Source organism: Candidatus Bathyarchaeota archaeon (assembly GCA_029882535.1).
GTDB lineage: Archaea > Thermoproteota > Bathyarchaeia > Bathyarchaeales > SOJC01 > JAOUKM01.
Genome location: JAOUKM010000012.1, coordinates 1 through 17015, shown reverse-complemented (window position 1 = coordinate 17015; position 17015 = coordinate 1). Strand labels below are relative to the sequence as shown.

The 17015-nt window shown below is 41.8% G+C and carries 25 protein-coding genes, 1 tRNA gene and 1 pseudogene; 8 read left to right on the top strand and 19 right to left on the bottom strand.

Features of this window, described 5'->3' with window-relative positions; translation table 11 throughout:
- The first annotated feature begins 150 nt into the window (after positions 1-150).
- Together OEX01_04720 and OEX01_04715 are read left to right on the top strand one after the other, a co-directional pair.
- Positions 151-315, top strand: a complete 165-nt coding sequence (locus OEX01_04720) for a hypothetical protein (protein MDH5448288.1) — start codon at positions 151-153, stop codon at positions 313-315.
- A 172-nt stretch (positions 316-487) separates the two neighbouring features.
- A complete protein-coding gene (locus tag OEX01_04715; protein MDH5448287.1) occupies positions 488-1009 on the top strand; it encodes a winged helix-turn-helix transcriptional regulator in 522 nt (173 codons plus the stop codon).
- Between the two features lie 256 nt (positions 1010-1265).
- On the opposite strand, the gene OEX01_04710 is transcribed toward OEX01_04715, so the two are convergent.
- The 10 genes from OEX01_04710 to OEX01_04665 form a co-directional block, all read right to left on the bottom strand.
- A complete protein-coding gene (locus OEX01_04710) occupies positions 1266-1430 on the bottom strand; it encodes a hypothetical protein (protein ID MDH5448286.1) in 165 nt (54 codons plus the stop codon).
- 248 nt (positions 1431-1678) lie between these two features.
- On the bottom strand, positions 1679-2026 hold the full coding sequence (locus OEX01_04705) for a hypothetical protein (protein MDH5448285.1): 348 nt from the start codon (positions 2024-2026) through the stop codon (positions 1679-1681).
- A 237-nt stretch (positions 2027-2263) separates the two neighbouring features.
- Positions 2264-3256 (bottom strand): DHH family phosphoesterase, encoded by a 993-nt coding sequence (locus tag OEX01_04700; protein ID MDH5448284.1) that lies wholly within the window; start codon positions 3254-3256, stop codon positions 2264-2266.
- On the bottom strand, positions 3238-3549 hold the full coding sequence (locus tag OEX01_04695) for a DUF3194 domain-containing protein (protein MDH5448283.1): 312 nt from the start codon (positions 3547-3549) through the stop codon (positions 3238-3240). Before OEX01_04695 ends, OEX01_04700 begins: the two co-directional genes overlap by 19 nt.
- A gap of 7 nt (positions 3550-3556) precedes the next feature.
- Complete coding sequence (locus tag OEX01_04690; protein ID MDH5448282.1) at positions 3557-3931, bottom strand: prefoldin subunit beta; 375 nt, start codon at positions 3929-3931, stop codon at positions 3557-3559.
- A gap of 68 nt (positions 3932-3999) precedes the next feature.
- Positions 4000-4269: a KEOPS complex subunit Pcc1 gene (locus OEX01_04685; GenBank protein ID MDH5448281.1), complete on the bottom strand. Its 270-nt coding sequence runs from the start codon at positions 4267-4269 to the stop codon at positions 4000-4002.
- Positions 4266-4844, bottom strand: a complete 579-nt coding sequence (locus tag OEX01_04680; protein ID MDH5448280.1) for a hypothetical protein — start codon at positions 4842-4844, stop codon at positions 4266-4268. The genes OEX01_04685 and OEX01_04680 overlap by 4 nt, the downstream gene beginning before the upstream one ends.
- A 156-nt stretch (positions 4845-5000) precedes the next feature.
- The gene (locus OEX01_04675; protein ID MDH5448279.1) at positions 5001-5237 is read right to left on the bottom strand and encodes a hypothetical protein; all 237 of its coding nucleotides are present in this window, start codon (positions 5235-5237) and stop codon (positions 5001-5003) included.
- Positions 5210-5581, bottom strand: a complete 372-nt coding sequence (locus tag OEX01_04670) for a hypothetical protein (GenBank protein MDH5448278.1) — start codon at positions 5579-5581, stop codon at positions 5210-5212. Before OEX01_04670 ends, OEX01_04675 begins: the two co-directional genes overlap by 28 nt.
- Before the next feature lie 27 nt (positions 5582-5608).
- Positions 5609-5863, bottom strand: a complete 255-nt coding sequence (locus OEX01_04665) for a hypothetical protein (GenBank protein ID MDH5448277.1) — start codon at positions 5861-5863, stop codon at positions 5609-5611.
- Positions 5864-6299: 436 nt separating this feature from the next.
- Here OEX01_04665 and gcvH point away from each other — a divergent pair, with 436 nt between their 5' ends.
- From gcvH to OEX01_04645, 4 genes are all read left to right on the top strand, one after another.
- Positions 6300-6701 carry a glycine cleavage system protein GcvH gene (gene gcvH / locus OEX01_04660; GenBank protein ID MDH5448276.1) on the top strand — a complete coding sequence of 134 codons (402 nt, stop codon included), beginning with the start codon at positions 6300-6302 and terminating at the stop codon, positions 6699-6701.
- Between the two features lie 15 nt (positions 6702-6716).
- On the top strand, positions 6717-8063 hold the full coding sequence (locus tag OEX01_04655) for an FAD-dependent oxidoreductase (protein ID MDH5448275.1): 1347 nt from the start codon (positions 6717-6719) through the stop codon (positions 8061-8063).
- A 108-nt stretch (positions 8064-8171) separates the two neighbouring features.
- A complete protein-coding gene (gap, locus tag OEX01_04650; GenBank protein MDH5448274.1) occupies positions 8172-9185 on the top strand; it encodes a type I glyceraldehyde-3-phosphate dehydrogenase in 1014 nt (337 codons plus the stop codon).
- Positions 9186-9274: 89 nt separating this feature from the next.
- A complete protein-coding gene (locus OEX01_04645) occupies positions 9275-10486 on the top strand; it encodes a phosphoglycerate kinase (GenBank protein ID MDH5448273.1) in 1212 nt (403 codons plus the stop codon).
- A 13-nt stretch (positions 10487-10499) separates the two neighbouring features.
- Here the strand turns inward: OEX01_04645 and OEX01_04640 are convergent, their stop codons facing one another.
- The 7 genes and pseudogenes from OEX01_04640 to OEX01_04610 all read right to left on the bottom strand — a co-directional run bounded on the left by OEX01_04640 (position 10500) and on the right by OEX01_04610 (position 15037).
- On the bottom strand, positions 10500-11114 hold the full coding sequence (locus OEX01_04640; protein ID MDH5448272.1) for a GNAT family N-acetyltransferase: 615 nt from the start codon (positions 11112-11114) through the stop codon (positions 10500-10502).
- A 100-nt stretch (positions 11115-11214) separates the two neighbouring features.
- Entirely contained in the window at positions 11215-11952 is a 738-nt protein-coding gene (locus OEX01_04635) for an Mrp/NBP35 family ATP-binding protein (protein ID MDH5448271.1), read from the bottom strand.
- A 2-nt stretch (positions 11953-11954) separates the two neighbouring features.
- The gene (gene hypA, locus OEX01_04630; protein ID MDH5448270.1) at positions 11955-12353 is read right to left on the bottom strand and encodes a hydrogenase nickel incorporation protein HypA; all 399 of its coding nucleotides are present in this window, start codon (positions 12351-12353) and stop codon (positions 11955-11957) included.
- 92 nt (positions 12354-12445) lie between these two features.
- Positions 12446-12853, bottom strand: coding sequence for a nickel-responsive transcriptional regulator NikR (gene nikR / locus OEX01_04625; GenBank protein ID MDH5448269.1), 408 nt, complete (start codon positions 12851-12853; stop codon positions 12446-12448).
- 1066 nt (positions 12854-13919) lie between these two features.
- Positions 13920-14192: pseudogene (albA, locus tag OEX01_04620) on the bottom strand (DNA-binding protein Alba).
- Positions 14193-14462: 270 nt separating this feature from the next.
- A complete protein-coding gene (locus OEX01_04615) occupies positions 14463-14648 on the bottom strand; it encodes a hypothetical protein (GenBank protein MDH5448268.1) in 186 nt (61 codons plus the stop codon).
- Positions 14649-14958: 310 nt separating this feature from the next.
- Positions 14959-15037 (bottom strand) — tRNA-Met (locus OEX01_04610).
- A 103-nt stretch (positions 15038-15140) separates the two neighbouring features.
- Here OEX01_04610 and OEX01_04605 point away from each other — a divergent pair.
- Together OEX01_04605 and OEX01_04600 are read left to right on the top strand one after the other, a co-directional pair.
- Complete coding sequence (locus tag OEX01_04605) at positions 15141-15788, top strand: PAC2 family protein (protein ID MDH5448267.1); 648 nt, start codon at positions 15141-15143, stop codon at positions 15786-15788.
- A gap of 67 nt (positions 15789-15855) precedes the next feature.
- The gene (locus OEX01_04600) at positions 15856-16059 is read left to right on the top strand and encodes a hypothetical protein (GenBank protein ID MDH5448266.1); all 204 of its coding nucleotides are present in this window, start codon (positions 15856-15858) and stop codon (positions 16057-16059) included.
- Positions 16060-16080: 21 nt separating this feature from the next.
- Here the strand turns inward: OEX01_04600 and OEX01_04595 are convergent, their stop codons facing one another.
- Positions 16081-16383 (bottom strand): class II SORL domain-containing protein, encoded by a 303-nt coding sequence (locus tag OEX01_04595; protein ID MDH5448265.1) that lies wholly within the window; start codon positions 16381-16383, stop codon positions 16081-16083.
- Positions 16384-16508: 125 nt separating this feature from the next.
- Positions 16509-17015, bottom strand: a 507-nt coding sequence (locus OEX01_04590) for an MFS transporter (protein ID MDH5448264.1), incomplete at its 5' end; no start/stop codon positions are given.

The following is a 17015-nucleotide window of genomic DNA, read 5'->3' as shown; positions in this document are numbered from 1 at the left end:
TTCTCTTAAATGGCGTGTCTACGGTAATCGGTTCCAAATAATGAAGAAAAGAAGGAACAGTTTTCTCAAAACTCATGTGCATGTGCAGAGTTATTTGAGAATGGTCAGTTGAATCTTATTTGAAAATAGAATTTAGAATTCAGAATTTTTATGTCAAGTTCACGAGTTTCTATTTGGATTGGTGACAATTCCGAAATGAAACCGATCTTTGCTTTCAGAATCTTGCTGAAGCATAAAGGATACTCTGAGAAAGCGATTAAAGAGATTTGGAAATGGTATGACTTTTCAGAAAGAAAAGGAGTTAATTTTGGCTAGCGCGGCGCATCAGCTTTTTTTGCACAATCATGGTAAGGGTATTCCGTTCAATGCCAGTGCTCGGGCTCATTTGAATGGTTGATACAGAAAATTGCCTTGATGTATCAATTAATCTTATATAAGGCTTAAACACAAGCTTTGTTTATATTCAGCTGAGTTGGTTGATGCGGATATGAAAAAATTAAAGCCTGTTGACTATAAAATTCTCTTTGAGCTGGTTAAGAACTCCAAAATTAGCGACAGAAAGCTAGCTAAGAAAATCGGGGTTTCTCAGCCAACCGTTACGAGAAGAAGAGCAGGATTAGAAAAGGAAGAGCTGCTTGACTACACTGCAATTCCGAATTTCGAAAAACTTGGTTTTGAAATTATGGCGTTCACTTTTGGTCATTGGAAGCATGGGACATCTCCTGACGAAAAGCCGTCAGAGGCTAAGTCTTTTCTTTCAAAGTATCCAAATATAATTTTTGTCTCTACAGGGCGTGGTTGTGGAATGGATAGAATGTTCGTTTCAGTTCATAAAGACTATACTGATTATGCAGAGTTAATGAGTGCACTTAAAACTGAATGGGGGAAGTTTATGTCCGCTTCTGACACTTTTATTGTCAGCCTCAAAGGGGACAATATTCTTAGAAACCTCACATTCAAATATTTGAAAGATTATATGAAGAAGGTAGGAATTTTTCAAGTTTCATAGTGTTGCGAGCACTATAAGGTTAAGCCTAATTCTAGCCTAACTTCTTTCTTTTCTATGTTTTGGTGGAATAATGTGTAGTGTCAAAACCAATTAGCTCAAATCCCTGTTTTATATAGAAGTTGATGGCTGAAATGTTGCATGTTTGTGTTTTAAGAATCAGCATTCTTGCCCCTCTTTCCTTAGACATCCTAACAGCCTGCTTCATCAACAGTGTTCGGATACCTCTTCTATGAAACTGTTCTTTGACGAAAAACTGCTAAACCCGCATTCTATCATTCCACTTATGATATCCTATCTCAATCCAGCCTACTTGCTCACCATCTAATTCAGCAACGAAAACTCTTGGCTCTTCAACGTATTCCCTGAAAAGCTTAGATTCATGTTTCTCTTCCAGAGTTTTCCCAAGAGGTTTAAGAGTCAACGCTATTTTCCAAGAGTTTGCTTCATGGCAAATCGATAAGTCATAATAGCTGGTGTCATATACCGATACTTCAACTTAGGCAATGAGGCATCGTTTCTCGTAAGTTCAACTACCTTAACTTTCTCTTTAACATCCTGACCTATAGATATCCCAAGGCTCTACACACATAACCATGCCCCTCCCAACCCCTAAATGATAACATGCCATAAACCTATACACGAATGGGAATAAGGGCTAGCAACAATAAGTTATTTCTCAGTATACAATGAAACTGTCTTAAGCTCACTAAAGAAATAGTCTCTATCCTCTTTGCTCTTAATCTGCTCTCCAGCCTCTCTCGCTAAACCAACATACTTCTCACACTCTGCCTTCTCCCCAGCAACAGCACACGCCCTCGCCATCGCCTCGTAAGCAAACACAATGTCAAAGTCGCCAATGTTATTCTCCTTGCAGATTTCTAGACATCTCTTAGCATGGTAGAGTGCTGATTGAGGCTTTTTTAGAACCGAAAATACACGAGAAATCTGCCCCTCACCTCTTTCAAACTCGACAGCTCCTCCAATTACGCGCCAATGAAAACGAGCAGCATGAACCATTTTATCATCTTCTTCTATGACTCTCCTTTCTTATCAAAAAAGCTCTAAACAAGATTGAAACAGTCAACGGCAAGCCCCCTGTGAGATTCTTGCGCTGTGTACCTTTTTTCTTCAGCCATTTTATCACAACCACATTTTGTTTCTTGTTTGCCCTATAATTTGCGTATTTAGAATATTCATAAATTCAGATTCTCTGTGCTCGCCAATTGTTTTTCAGTTTCAATAGTGCCCGTGCAGTCAAGCGTTTTTTAGTTTATCTTTCAGCAATCTAACACAGCGTTTAAAACACGCCTTCAAATCCCCAACTCCATTAACCCCCGCAGCAACCGCGTGACCACCACCCATACCTTGAAGATACTCACCTAACGGCCTTGCCAAGTCACGGCCAAGATGCACGCCAGCTGCACGATAAAATTGCTGAGAAGCTCGTATGCTAATCTTCAGTTTTTCGTCTTTCTGACCTGCTACAATGGCTATGTGGGCGCCTAATGAAATTAAAGCTCTGGCAGCAGAGGCTTGATAGGCGCTGACATGTGAAAAAGCGACAATCCATCTTCCGATTTTAAGAAGTTTGACCCTCTTTGACGCCTTCAACCGCGCTATACGCTCAGATTCGTCCATTGGCAAAGAGAGGAGACTCAAAGCTTCCCGTGCATTTACGCCAGCATCAATCAAATCGGCAACGATTTTGAGGGTTGTTGAGTTTGCCAAAATAAAATGGCGTGTATCAAAGGCTATGCCTAAAAAAAGCGATTTGGCTTCGTTCTCCGTGAATCGAACGTTCATGTTCATGAAAAACCTGTAGATAATTTCGCAAGTGGATGATGCGTTTTCATCTGAAACAGAAAGAGTTGCTAAGCGCTCTGTTTCTGGGTGACTGGCGTGATGATCAATTACGATGATTGGAGAATTGGAAGCTTTAACTCTCTCTGCCCAATCGCCCAACTGTTGAATGGTATTTGTATCCAATAATACAATTGCATCAGCTTCTTCAATCTGGGGGTTTGGCGTTAGTTTTATTGGCAAGGCAGTCAGCAAATGTTTCGATAGGCGGCTGGGACCTTCTGCTGCTGTAATTTCAGTTCGTAAACGGGGACGAAGACGCTCTAGCAAGCAGGAAAAAGCAAAGGCAGCTCCAATTGCATCTGGATCTGCATTATGATGACATAACAAAACGACAAGCTTAGCATTAACCTGGTCTAGAAGAGCAGTTATATCTTGGATTTGCAACTTAGCTCCCTTAAACATTGTTCTATTGCTTCAAAGGCCTTTTCTGTAGCTTCATTAGCAAGTTTTTCCACATTATATGGTTTCATTAAAGGAGACAAAACGAGATCAACGTCAACTGAGACTGTGACAGGTTTGGAGCCAACGGTTTCGACAGTGATGCCCAGCGCCGAGATTTTTCGTTGAGGAACCTTCGATAGAACATAATCTCTGGCAGCTTTTTCCGCAATTTCTGATAATGTCTGCATTTGGTCTTCTGTAAGCTCTGGTATGCCTATCCTTTCCAACAATTTCACCGGAAAGCTAAGGTATTATGGGGCTTGAGGGACCAGAGCTTAGGTCACGTTTAAGCTTTGCTTGTAATTGGTTGAGTTGATTGCGTAGCCTCTCTGCTTGTTTACCTAGCACTTCTGTACGTGTGTCGAGAAGTTCTTTGCGTTCTTTTAGTTCTGCTTCAACCTTGTTTTTCCGAGATTTTACGAGAAGTGAACCGATAGACTTGTAGATTACAGCATTTTTAGTTAGGTTTCCTAATTCTGTTAAAGCTTGTCCTGTCTCGGTTAATTCTAATTCCACCTGCTGTTTCTGGGCTAAGATCGTTTGAAGGTTGCGTTGAAGCTGTTGTAGTTGAAGTAGCCGTTCTTGAACTTTAGGTGGAAGCTGTGATATGTCGCTCATTTTTATTCCTCAAAACGTTGTGTGTAGCTCTTTTTTCAGCAATATAGTCTCGTGTTAATTAAGTGTTTTCACAGATGGCTTGTCTTTTCAAGACTGACAGCCACCTCATATGTATCTTTCACGAGGGCAACCCATCGAAGGTAGGAATTTAGTGTTGCTCTGAGGGCTGAAGTGTCTTTAGCCTCGATTCGTATAGTAAGTTTCTTGCCTTCGCCTTCAACAGAGACTTTCGACCTAGATGTTGTTGGTTTTTTTGTCTCAGGCAGCAGAGCCTTCAACAAGACTTTCAACAACTTCTCTGAAGGAAGTTCGAGATGGATTACTGTGTTTCTCTTCATTTCCGTGGCCTCCAAGTTAAATAGGATATTGTTATTCGTGGGCCGATTTCGATTTTTCGCGGTGTCTGTAAGAATGTGATTTGGATGCGACGTGCAGCGTTAAGTGAAATATCCATTGCTGCTTGTGTGTTTGGAGAGAGTGTTTCATCACTGGTTAGTTTTGGGATGTTGAAGAAGTGAGAAAGAATGTCAGCAAGCTTGCGAGCTTCGAAAGAAATTCCACTCTCGGTTTGAAGAATTAAGGATTTAGCTGCTTTGCTTCGTACATATCCAAATGTTTTTTGAAGTTTCACTTTTCTCACGCACATCAGCGGATAGAACTGAACCAAACCACTACTACCTAATTCAAAAAGGTGAAGTTTTCCTAAGCCGCCTTTCCAGCGATCACAGATTATAACCTTTTCAGCTTCATGTTCCAACGCTTTCTCAGCGAGAGTGTCTAAACTCGATTTGCCACGGTTGATTCTCATAGACCTGGGTATTGAACGCGCAAGGTCATTACAAAACGTTCTCATCATCTGTGTTGGATTACGCGAAGTAGTGATTAGGATTTTTGAAGGCTCTGCACTTTTCAAAGCTCGATCTGCTCCTAAGGTTAAATAAAAATTAGTTGCAGTTTCTAAAGCTTTGTGAAAGCTATATCTTCTCTGTCTTTGTAGATCCGTCGCCTAGAGTAGACAATTTACAATACGCTTCTATTAGTCTCTAAATAGCATTTTTTCCACCTATTGCTATGGGTCTTCAAATTCCTTCCCATAGCTTGCACATATTCTTACTACATCGAATATGTTGATGGCTCCATAGGGCTTTTTTATGTCGCAGTGGGGATTCCAGTTATCGTCTCCAGGTTTAGAGCCGTAAGCGTCACATGCCAAAACAACGTCGTAAAGGTCAATCTTTATATCATGGTTAACGTCTCCAGAGTTCCAATAGGGGTTCATTAAGGGATAGTCATCTTCCACGAACAATCCCGTACATTCGCCACCATATGGAGTGTCGCCGACTCCGTCTCCGTCACGTCTTCTCCAGTATACTCCCACCAATAGTTGCCTTCACAACCGTTATCCCAAATGTTTTGTCCATCATCCCACGCGTTCATTGGGCGGTTGTATAAGAAGTTGTTGTGGTAGATGATGTTATCTTCAGTATCACCATATAACTCAAAGCCTGCCCCTGTCCAAAAGGGACTAAAAGTATACTTTATAGTATTGCCTGTTACGGTGTTAAATCTGGAACCAGAGAAACCCATGCCCCAAAGGTAGTTAAACGCCACCATGTTATCTTCAATGGCGTTGTGGTTTGAAGAAGCCAAAAAACATCCCAATACAGGAGTTGTTTGTTATAACATTGTCAATGATGCTGTTCCAATAGAATGGTCTAAGCCTATGCCAGAATAGCATTTCATAGCAACGTTGCCACTGACTGTACAGCCCATTGCCACTAGATCAATGCCGCTACCTGTACTATTTCGAACGGTGAAGCCGCTCAGACTAACATTGTCTGCAACTATCGAAACCACATTGCCCATGTGTCCGCCTCCATCAATAATCGTCGTTTTAACATATTCTCCAACCAGCGAAAATATCTTGTTCACTCGCACATTTTCCTCGTATATTCCCGGCGAAACCAGAACAGTGTCACCCGTAGTTGCCGCTTTTATGGCTCCTTAAATCGTGGGGTAGTCTTGCGGCACCCTGACAACGTTTGAAGCAGTGACTTCCTCAAACCCGGCAGAACTATAGCCAAACAAAGGCAAAGACACCAAAAAAGAAAACACTAACAAAACCAGTACAGCAACACACATCACCCACAAAAGAAAACGACACAAAGCCTACACAATAAAAATATATGCAATTAGCAGCTTAACAATTTTGTGTTTCAAATAAAAATACGCCAAAAACGCATCTATCAAACACATCTCAACCAAAATAAAATCCCAAAATCTAGAATCTCACATGCTACACATAGACAATCTTTTAAAACTCAATATCCCTAAAATAATCTCACTACACAAAAAGGTGAAACCAAACATGGTAAAAGTAAACGACGTCGAAGTCCCCGAAGGATTATACTACACAAAGGAATACGAATGGGTAAAAATCGAAGGCGACAAAGCCCGCATAGGTATAACAGACCATGCCCAAAAACAACTACGCGAAATCGTCTACGCAGAACTACCCACAGAAGGCGAAACAATAATCCAAAACGAACCATACGGCACAGTAGAATCCGTCAAAGCAGTCTCAGACCTCATAGCACCCCTAAGTGGCACAATCGAACAAGTAAACACCGAAGTCCAAAACAGCCCAGAACTCCTCAACCAAGCACCCTACAACAAAGGCTGGCTACTCGTAATAGCCCCCAGCAACATGGATGAACTAAAAAACATAATGAACCACACCCAAGCAGTAGAGTGGCACAAAAGTCTCTAAAAGAAGGCCGAGACAATGACTCGAAAAATAGTTATTATCGGCGCTAATGCTACTGGCGTTGACGCAGCCTCAGTTGCCAGAAAAACTGACCGCACTGCCGAAATCACACTCATAAATAAAGAAAGACATAGCGGATACTCTCGCTGTGGCTTACCCTTTGTCATCGGCGGCCACATACCAAACTTCAGCGATCTCATAGTTTTTCCCCCAAACTTCTACCAAATGATGAAGCTAAACCTAAAAACAGAAACAACAGCCACAAACATAAATCCCACAAACAAAACAATCGACATAACCGACAAAACTGGCAACACAGAAACTATACCCTACGACAGCTTAATCCTCGCCACAGGCGCTTACTCCTTCATCCCCCCAATAAAAGGCAGAGAAAAGCAAGGCGTGTACTCTCTCCGCACAATAGAAGATGGCCTACAAATTGACCAAGCAATCAGAAATGGAGCAAGAAACGCCGCCATCATCGGCGCCGGACTAATCGGCTTAGAGACAGCTGTGGCTTTGAAGGAAAGAGGATTAAACACGACAGTAATAGAGCTCTTACCCCAAGTCCTGCCTGTTATGCTGGACAAGGACATGGCGAAGCTTGTCCACGAAATGCTTGAACAAAAAGGATTAAGGATAATCGTAGGAAAAGGCGTTGACGAAATTCTCGGAGCAGAAACAACGGCAGCTGTTTCAGTTGCAGGTGAACAATTCCCAGCTGATATCGTAGTAGTGGCAACAGGAGTCAGAGCTAACACAGAACTCGCAACAAAAGCAGGCATAGCCACAGGTGAAACAAGAACCATAAAAACAAATGCAAGAATGGAAACAAACATCAAGGACATTTACGCTGCAGGCGACTGCGCTGAAAGCATCAACATAATCACCAAAAAACCGGCATGCCCTCAACTGGGTACAGTAGCAGTGAGACATGCAAAAGTTGCAGGAATCAACGCTGCAGGAAGCTACGCATTATTCACAGGAGTTCTCGGCTCAGCAGTAACACAATTCTTCGACACACAAATAGGTGCCACGGGTCTAACAGAATTCTTCGCAAGAAGAGACGGAATAGAAACCGTCGCTGGAACAATCACTTCGAAAACAAGAGCAGACTATTATCCCGGCGCTAAGCCAGTAAAAGTGAAACTGATTGTCGAAAAAGAATCCCAACGAATCATCGGAGGCCAAATTATAGCTGGAGAAGAAGTCACTCAACGCATAAATGCACTATCCTTCGCCATACAAAAACAGATGACTATCCGAGAGCTAGCTAAAGCAGACACAGCCTATGCACCGCCATTGAACGAAACATGGGATCCCATGGTCTTAGCCGCAGAAGTGGCACTGAGGAAACTCCGCTAAAAACACAATTTCCTTCTCCTTTCCTGAAGAATCTTATAAACTGTAGGAAAATTAATATGGAAAGTGTATTTACAATAATGCAAAACTATGAAACAATGGTGATCTAGAATGGCAATAAAAGTAGCTATAAACGGATTTGGCAGAATTGGACGCTTACTCTTCAGAGCTGCCACGGAAAGAAAAGCCAACATAGACTTCGTAGCAGTAAACGACCTCGCCCCCCCAGAAACCCTAGCATACCTCCTCAAAAATGACTCAGTGCATGGGCACCCCCCATTTGACGTAAAGGTTGAAGCGGATAAGATAGTTGTAGACGGCAAACCGATAAAAGTACTCTCAGAAAGAGATCCAGGTAAATTACCCTGGAAGAATCTAAGCGTTTACTTGGCAGTCGAATCAACCGGCTTATTCACAGACAGAGAAAAAGCTTCACTGCACTTGCAAGCAGGCGCCACGAAAGTCTTAATTTCCGCACCCGCCAAAAACCCTGACATTACCTTAGTGTTAGGCGTAAACCACGAAAAATACGACCATGCAAACCACAACATTATCTCAAATGCTTCGTGCACAACAAACTGCGTCTCTCCAGTTGCCAAAGTATTGAACGACAACTTCGGCCTAAAGAAGGCACTCATGACAACTGCCCATGCATATACAAACGACCAAAGAATCCAAGATCTGGTCCATAGAAAACTCCGCAGAGGCAGAGCAGGAGCAGTATCAATCATACCTACAACAACGGGCGCTGCTTTAGCTGCTACAGTCGTACTTCCAGAACTTTCAGGAAGAATGAATGGTCTTGCTTTAAGAGTTCCAGTGCCAAATGTCTCAATAGTTGACCTTACGGTGTTGCTAGAAAAGGAAACAACAGCAGAGGAAATCAACGCTGCATTCAAGGCAGCTGCTGAAGGACCGCTCAAGGGAATAATGGACTATACAGAAGAACAGCTTGTTTCAGTTGATTTTAACCACAATCCATACTCTGCAACGATCGATGGGCCATCCACGATGGTAGTTGGCGGTAACCTGGCAAAGGTGCTTGCCTGGTACGACAATGAATGGGGCTTCTCCTGCCGCATGAGTGAACTCGTGGAACTCATAGGCAAGAAAGCCTGCCTCTGAACAAAATCCAAAATACTTTCCTAAAATGTCCTTGGAGGCATTCGCCCTCTTTTTTTTGGTTGGTAAAAAAGATGAAAAAAATCTTAACTATGAATGATTTCGATTTCATAAATAAAACCGCTCTGGTAAGGGTGGACTTTAACTCTCCAATTGACCCTCAATCAAAGAAAATTCTTGAAGACGTAAGAATCAGATTCAGTGGAGAAACAACAATTAAGGAACTTGCCGAGGAAGGCGCAAAAGTGGTGGTGCTGGCACATCAGGGAAGACCGGGAGAACCCGACTTCATCTCACTTGAGCAGCATGCAAAGATTTTAGGCAAAATGCTAAACAAAACCGTCAAGTATGTGGATGACCTCTTTGGAGAAAAAGCAAAGAGAGCCATTAAAGACTTGAAAAGTGGGGAAATTCTGGTTCTAGAAAACGTTAGAACATACCCCGAAGAACGAAAGAAAGGAACACCAGAAGAACACGCAAAAACAGATTTTGTTAAATCACTAACGCCTCTAGCTGACGTGTTCGTTAACGATGCTTTCGCGGCAGCTCACCGCGCCCATGTCTCCATCGTAGGCTTCACAGAAGTATTGCCGAGTGTTGCGGGTCGTATTATGGAGAGAGAACTCAACGCCTTAAGCAAAGCCCTTGAATTGCCAGAAAAGCCTTGCGTCTACATTATAGGTGGCGCAAAAGCAGACGATGCTCTAAAAATTTCGAAGCATGTGTTGGACAACAACATCGCTGACGACGTTTTGACAGGTGGCGTGGCAGGTCATTTGTTCCTAGTTGCAAAGGGCGTGGACCTTGGAAAACCAAACATAGAGTTTCTGGAGAAGAAGAAGTTGATGAGGTTCGTTTCAGGCATCAAGGAATTTGTAAAGAGCTATCCGAACCAAATTAAGACACCTTACGACCTAGCTGTAGATGTAGACGATAAACGGAAAGAAATAGCTGTAGAAGAACTTCCGACAAACTATCCAATCTATGATATCGGAACAAAAACTATCCAACACTACAGTGAAATAATACGAAAAGCCAGATCCATCGTGATCAGCGGACCTGTGGGAGTCTTTGAAAAGGAAGAATTCATGAAAGGAACTAAAGAGATCCTAGAGGCCACAGCGGAGTCAAAAGCATTCTCTCTTGTTGGAGGAGGCCACACAGTGGCGGCAGTTGAACAATTAGGGCTTGAAAAGAAAATGGGCTACGTAAGCACTGCTGGCGGAGCATTAATAGAGTTTCTAATGGGCGAAAAACTGCCTGGAGTGGCTGCCTTGGAAGCAGCAGCAAAAAGACAATTCTAAACTCTCTTTTTTTCTAGTATCCTTCGATGGTGCAGTGTTTCTTAAGGTATTCCTCTGATTTGTCTTCCAACGTTCGTTTTAGCAAGTCTGTTCGTATACTTAGGTACTCATCTCGCAGTATATCAAAGTGGAAGCCGTCCCATTTTCGTCCATTAACGAACGCAGCTTGTCTCATTATTCCGCCTTTTTTGAAACCACAGGCTTCCAGAGCTTTATGAGCACGACGATTGTATTCTACGCTCCATGCCTCGCACCGTTCCGCATTCAATTGGTTGAAGGACATTTCTAACAAAGCCACTGTAATTTGTCGCCCTAACCCTTTCCTCCACAGTTCCTTCTTGCCAATATACGTTCCAATATCTGCAGTTTTCACATTTCCCCATTCTCCTCGCCGCAGCTTAGCAATTCCAATAGCCTCTTTCGAATCAACAAGTTCAATGATAAGGTGAAGGCTTTTCTCATCTTTCACCCATTCTTCATATTGTTTCTCTAACTGCGCCATGTTCACAAAGTTCATAGGCTTGCTTCTTGAGTACATTATTAGTTCAAAATCGTTTTCCCACTCATGCAGCAATCTCAAATCTTCTTTTTCTGTAGGTCTAAACCGAAGGTTTCCAAACTCGAACATGGTATCCACACGCAAATCCACAATGCTTTACACGATGAGCTTATTAACTTTAATCTTGGATGAGGGACAGCTAGAGCGGGTTTTCTAATTAGTCGTCTTTTTAAGATTTTATTTCAGGCTTCTGAGAGACTATCCTCTCCAAGCTTTTTACGAACTTGGTTTCTAATAATTTGTTTACGTTTCCCATCGAGTCCTCTAGCTTATGATCGAATTTTATTTCTCCCAGAAAGGACAGGTTGTGCTTTTCAACGTTTTCGCGGATGAATGACGAATCGGTCATTTTCATGTTCTCTATAATACCAATGATGGACACCTTCAAGTCTTTCAGTAGTTCCATCAATTTTCTAACTGTCTCAAACACCACTTTAGATGAAGTTGTCACAACGAGGAAGTTAATGTCTTTAACGAGTCTTATCATGTCCAATGTCGCGTCTCCGATGCCCGGAGGCATATCAATCACAAGAAAATCCAGCGAGCCCCACTGAGTAATAGCCAGCAGCTCTATTATTGCATTAGAGATGTCGACGCCTCTCAAGGGTGATGGCGCGTCACCGGAATAGTAGATGATTGACATGTACATTAAACCGTGAGCTACGGGTGGGATGATTCCTTTTTCCTCTTTAGGATATGATCCCTCAATTCCCAGTATCACGTGGGTAGATGGGCTGGTGAAGTCTAAGTCCAGCAGACCTACTTTGAAGCCGCTTCTCGAAAGTGTAAGCGCCAAGGTGGATGCGATCAAGCTTTTGCCTACTCCCCCTTTGCCACTTGACACTGCTATCATCTTTCCTATTTTTGCCAATCTTTTGTTGATGACGTTTAGTCTGGAATCAACCATGGCTATTTCACCCCTTTTATTGATTCCAACCAAACTCCGCGTCCAACTAGGATTTCAAAGTCTGGGCTGCTGCATTTAGGACATTTTATGTATGTGTGGGCGATTTCGGGGATAAAGTGGATTGCTTCTGATACGTCTTCTTCTAGGTTTTCCGCGTCAAAACTCCATTGGCGCCCACAAACTTTGCATTTCAATTCAGCCTTTATAGTTTCAAAATTGAACTTCGCGTTTTTGAGAAGGGGAGATTGGAGTTGAGATAGAGCGAATTCGAATATCTCTTGATCTATTTGTTGCAGTTCGCCAATCTTGATGTTTACTTCAGCGATGTCTTTTAGCCTTTCTTCTCCGGCTATTTTGAGAATTGTGGAAATCACTGCTTCTGCTAAAGCCCATTCGTGCATACTGATCCTTCAGGTTAATTGTGCTTTAAAAGTATCGTAACTTCATATGCAACTGAGACTTGGTCTGCCTAGTTTGATCTCAATTTTTCTTATCAAACCGAAAAGATGTTCAGCCTAACTTCTTCTACTCCTTTTCTGGCTTTCAGCTTTTTGGCTAATTGTTTTATTTTCTCAGCTTCTCCTTTTACTGCTATTGTTTCTAAGCACTTTTCTTTGGTTAAATGGACGTGTATCGTGGCACAAATTATAGATTCGAAGTGATGCTGGGTGTCTGTTAGATCGGATTCTAACTCTCTTGTTTCATGGTTGTATATTATAGTTATTGATCCAGCCCTTGTTCCTTTCACGTCTGCAAGCCATTTCTGTTCGTTAACAAAAGTGCGAACGGTGTCGTGAATTGCTTTTGATCGGCTTTTGTACCCTATGTCTTCAATAACTTTGTCAAAGTCCGAAAGAAGTTCAGAAGGAAAAGTAATGCCTATACGAACAATCTTTCCCATATCTCTTCACTACTCGAATAATGGTTTAGGGATCTTGGCTTTTATTTCTTAATGTCGTTTGCATAATCAGTATTAGACTTGTGAAGAGTATTTTTTCTTCTTTTGTTTTTTCTCAGGTTTCAAGGTCTTATTTGATATCTCTTTTATCAATGGTTCATCAGCTAATCCTTCGATCTTTGCGTCTGGATCTTCTTCTTTAACTCACTTCTTAAGGCAGCTTTGTCTACGTTTCCTTGCGTTTGAACTTTGACGTGTGGTTTTCCGTTGGTTTCATAGGTGATGGATATGGAGTATCCTGAATTGGATGCTGATGGAGAGTTGTTGTCTAGTAGAAAGTTTTCTTCGAAGAAGACAAAGTGTTGTTTTAAACGCTGCACATAGGTTTAATAGGGTGTTGTGTATAAGCAGTGAATGCATGCAAGAACTAGTTTTTCTGCATTGAGTAATATAGGAGTTGAAATAGCGAATGAACGAAAGAGAGATGCATAAGGCAGTTTGTGCTGATTGTGGAAATGAATGTGAAGTTCCCTTCAAGCCTGACGGAAGTAGACCAGTATACTGCCGAGAATGTTATTCTAAGCGAAGACCACAAAGAAATCAAAGAAGATATTAAGCTCACAAGCTAACATCTGTTCTTTGTTCACCAACCATTTTTTCTCTTTTTAGTATTATTATGTATGTATTCTATACAAATTAGGTTACCCACGGAGAAACTATTAGGCGCGCACGTACGTATGTACTAACAATGACTCTTCACTCTTGAAGCGTAGAGTAAAATAGCAGATAATGTATACTGCGCACCTACGTTATGGTAAGTGTGGGTAATGCCTAGGGACACTGTTTGCAGCGCCACATTGGACGATAAGAGTCCGAATACAAAATTATTTACGAAGGAGAGACTTTCTATTTCTGCAGCGTTAAATACAAGAAGAGGTTTAAGAGAAATCCAGCTAAATTCGCAAAGTAGAATGGAATACACGCGCCTCTTGAATTTTTAATGCGCGCGTAGAAGCTGTTGTTTCTGCAAAAATAGAGTGGATAGGCGGATCTGTTTTCTCCAATGGTTCTATTTTTTAATTGTAATTTCCATTGTTGAGACGTTTCTCGGGTTTCCGCCTTCTCTGGGTGTGATTTGTTCGGTGCCGATGGAGATGGCGTGGACTTTGGCGTCTTTGAAGAATCGGTTGCGGAGGATTTCGGCAACATCAACGGCCGTGCTTATAGCGCGGCCGCGCGCTTTCAGGATGACTTTATCCGTGTCACTCATATTGAAAGCTGTGATGACTGCCATGACATAGTTCATTGGAGGTTTGTTTCCAATGTAGACTGTGTTTTGGTCTTTGCTTGCTTTGGGAGGTGCTCTGCGGCTTTTAACTTCTTTTTCCTTTGCAGCTTCTTCGCTTTCCACTTTTTCAGTAGATGCCTCGTTTTCGATTTGTTCTTTGTTTGACATGTATTTACACCAGTTGTTGTTATGGCTTGTTCATATGAAGCATGTGGCTTAAATGTTATGGTGTAAGGAGCCGACACAAACAGGCGCGCGTATGAGCATGACAAAATCAATAAAGAATGTGCGTGCATCGTGGAGACAATTCTTTGCGCATATCGCTCATTTCTTTGAATCGACTTTCACCATAAAAACAGTGTTTTTGCCTTCGTGACTCCTTTCACATAGTATCGCCAAAGTTTTTCCATCTTCGCTAATCCACACGCACTTGCCGAAGTGCCCCGCTTCCGGATGAAACTTCCCACCTGCAGGAATCTTCACCCTATCCCCAACTTCAATTTCCATCATCAACACACCCCCCTAAACATGCGACGACCAGCTTCAAAACAACAATCATGCAGCACACGGCTTCCTCCATCTCAATAACCACCACAACTATTAAACCTTACATAAAGACACGCGCGCAATAAACATTTAGCGATAAGTTCTTTTACTTACGACTTTAACCACACCCCATAGGAAATCCTGTTTCAATTACAAACATTCCTTTTTATTCGAACTAAAACTGACATCAAAAAGTAAGCTGCAACTTAAGAATAGCCTAATAGAATAGTCTAGTCACTGTACCAAACACACACTCACAAAGAACGCACGTTTTTGGTAGCGGGGCGTAGATTTGAACTACGGATCTCTGGGTTATGAGCCCAGCGGGTTAAACCTGGCTACCCCACCCCGCTTCCCCTTTCAAGTTTGATATAGCATGCCTTAAATGTTTTGAGGTGTCATTGCGTGCGAAAAGCATTATAACATCCATCATGCTTCTTTTAGCTGTGCATAAATTTGAAAAAATCATATATCCATCAAAGATTTCATCCAAAACTTGACAGACCCATCTTCATAGAGGGACTGCCTGGGTTTGGGAATGTGGGTAAAATTACAGCACAACTGCTAATTAAGTTCAGTGAAGCGAAACTGTTCGCAGAATACTACTCCCCATTTTTCCCCGACTACGTTGTTCTTAGTAATCATGGAATTTGCAGTCCTCCGCGTTACGAATTTTATGCACCTCCATCTGGAAATAAGTTGAGTGTAGTTGTTTTGACAGGAGATTCGCAGCCTCCATTGGATAATGTCTTGGCTCATTATGAAATATGCGAGGAGGTTTTAGATTTTGTGCAGAAGCTAGGCTGCAATTTTGTAGTAACTGTTGGTGGTGTCCCTGTTTCGAGTGAAAAAAAGGACGTCTATGTAGCAACCACATCAAATGAGCTAGCTGCAGAAGTTATGGAAAAAGGCGGCATAATCTATAGGCAAGGTCGAATTATGGGCGCTACTGGGTTGTTATTGGGTCTAGCTAAAGAGCGGGGATGGAATGGTTTTTGTCTTTTGGGCGCGACTAGTGGGTTACGGTCGGATAAAGATGCAGGATTTGCAGTGTTCAAGTTATTGATGAAAGCTTTGGGGCAAGAGGTTCAACAAGCACTGTAGAATATAAAAAGAAGAAAAAGGTTAATAGTGAAGTTAAAAGTATGTTTTCCGAATGGAGGACATTTGTTTGGCGAAAACTAGTAGCAGATTTGTAAGACACGAAGTTAAGCAAGTGTTGTACGCGGTTTTGGCTGCAATACTGTGTTTTGTTGGACCGACATATTTTGTAGTCGTGATAAGTAAGGTTATTCCTCAAATATACGCGATAATTTTAGGTTTCATCTGTTTCCTAATTGGAATTGTTTTTGTTCTTCAACTAGTTAAAGAATGAATTTTAAATTTTGGCATCTATTCAACCGTGACTTTTTCCCTTTTCCTTCCATAAGCTGGGAAGATTGCAGAATGCTCTTGCACCCAGTGTCGTCGATTCTTCTAAAGTTACCCTAAGTTTTGCTTCATAGCCATTACTAACTGTCGGCAAATTCAGCTTTTCCAACGTAACGTTTGCAAGTGTAAAGTTTAACCCAGTTGGTGTAATGGGAAAGTACATTAGGGTGCTCAACGTCTTCGAGTCCTCAACATTCAATTGTACCTCGAAAGGTTCACTGGACTTACAGTCTGACGCGTCTATTGTATGTACATGTTTTTTGTCCATGACAGTTAGTTGTTCCAATCTTTTGGCTTATCAAGTTCAGCTAAGAATAGCCTTCTTAACCGCTCAAAATGTCATAACCTCCTTAAACTCGGATACAGCTATGGATTTCTTAAATTCTTTCTGAATTAGGGCTTCTGCTCCTTTTCTCGTACAAATAGCAATAAAAGAGTTGCTAGGAATGTTAAGATGAAGGAAAAGTAGAATGGGGTATACGTTCCGAAATGTGCCCACAAAATTCCAGCAATTATAGAAGCGGGTAAAGCAAATAGTCCTACAACAAGTTGGTAAGTACCCAGTACGCTTGCTCGGTATTTTTCAGGTGCAAGCTCGGAAACGAAGGCTCTTTGGACAGGCTCTGCTGCTGTTTTGTGTAAACCATATAGAACAAATAAGAGTACTATTGCTGTTAGAGAATTGGCATAAACGAATCCCCAGCATAATGCTCCCCAGAAAACGTAAGATGTGAGCAAAACTGCTTTTCTGCCTGTTATGTCTGCTAGTTTTCCGAAAGGTAGCGACATAAGAGAAGCAATCGCGGTGAATATAAGATAGAAAACTGCTACGTTAGGGATTTCGAAGAGGGGAAAAGGAATTTTAAAACCGAGATTATATGCGTAGATGAGTAGGAAAGA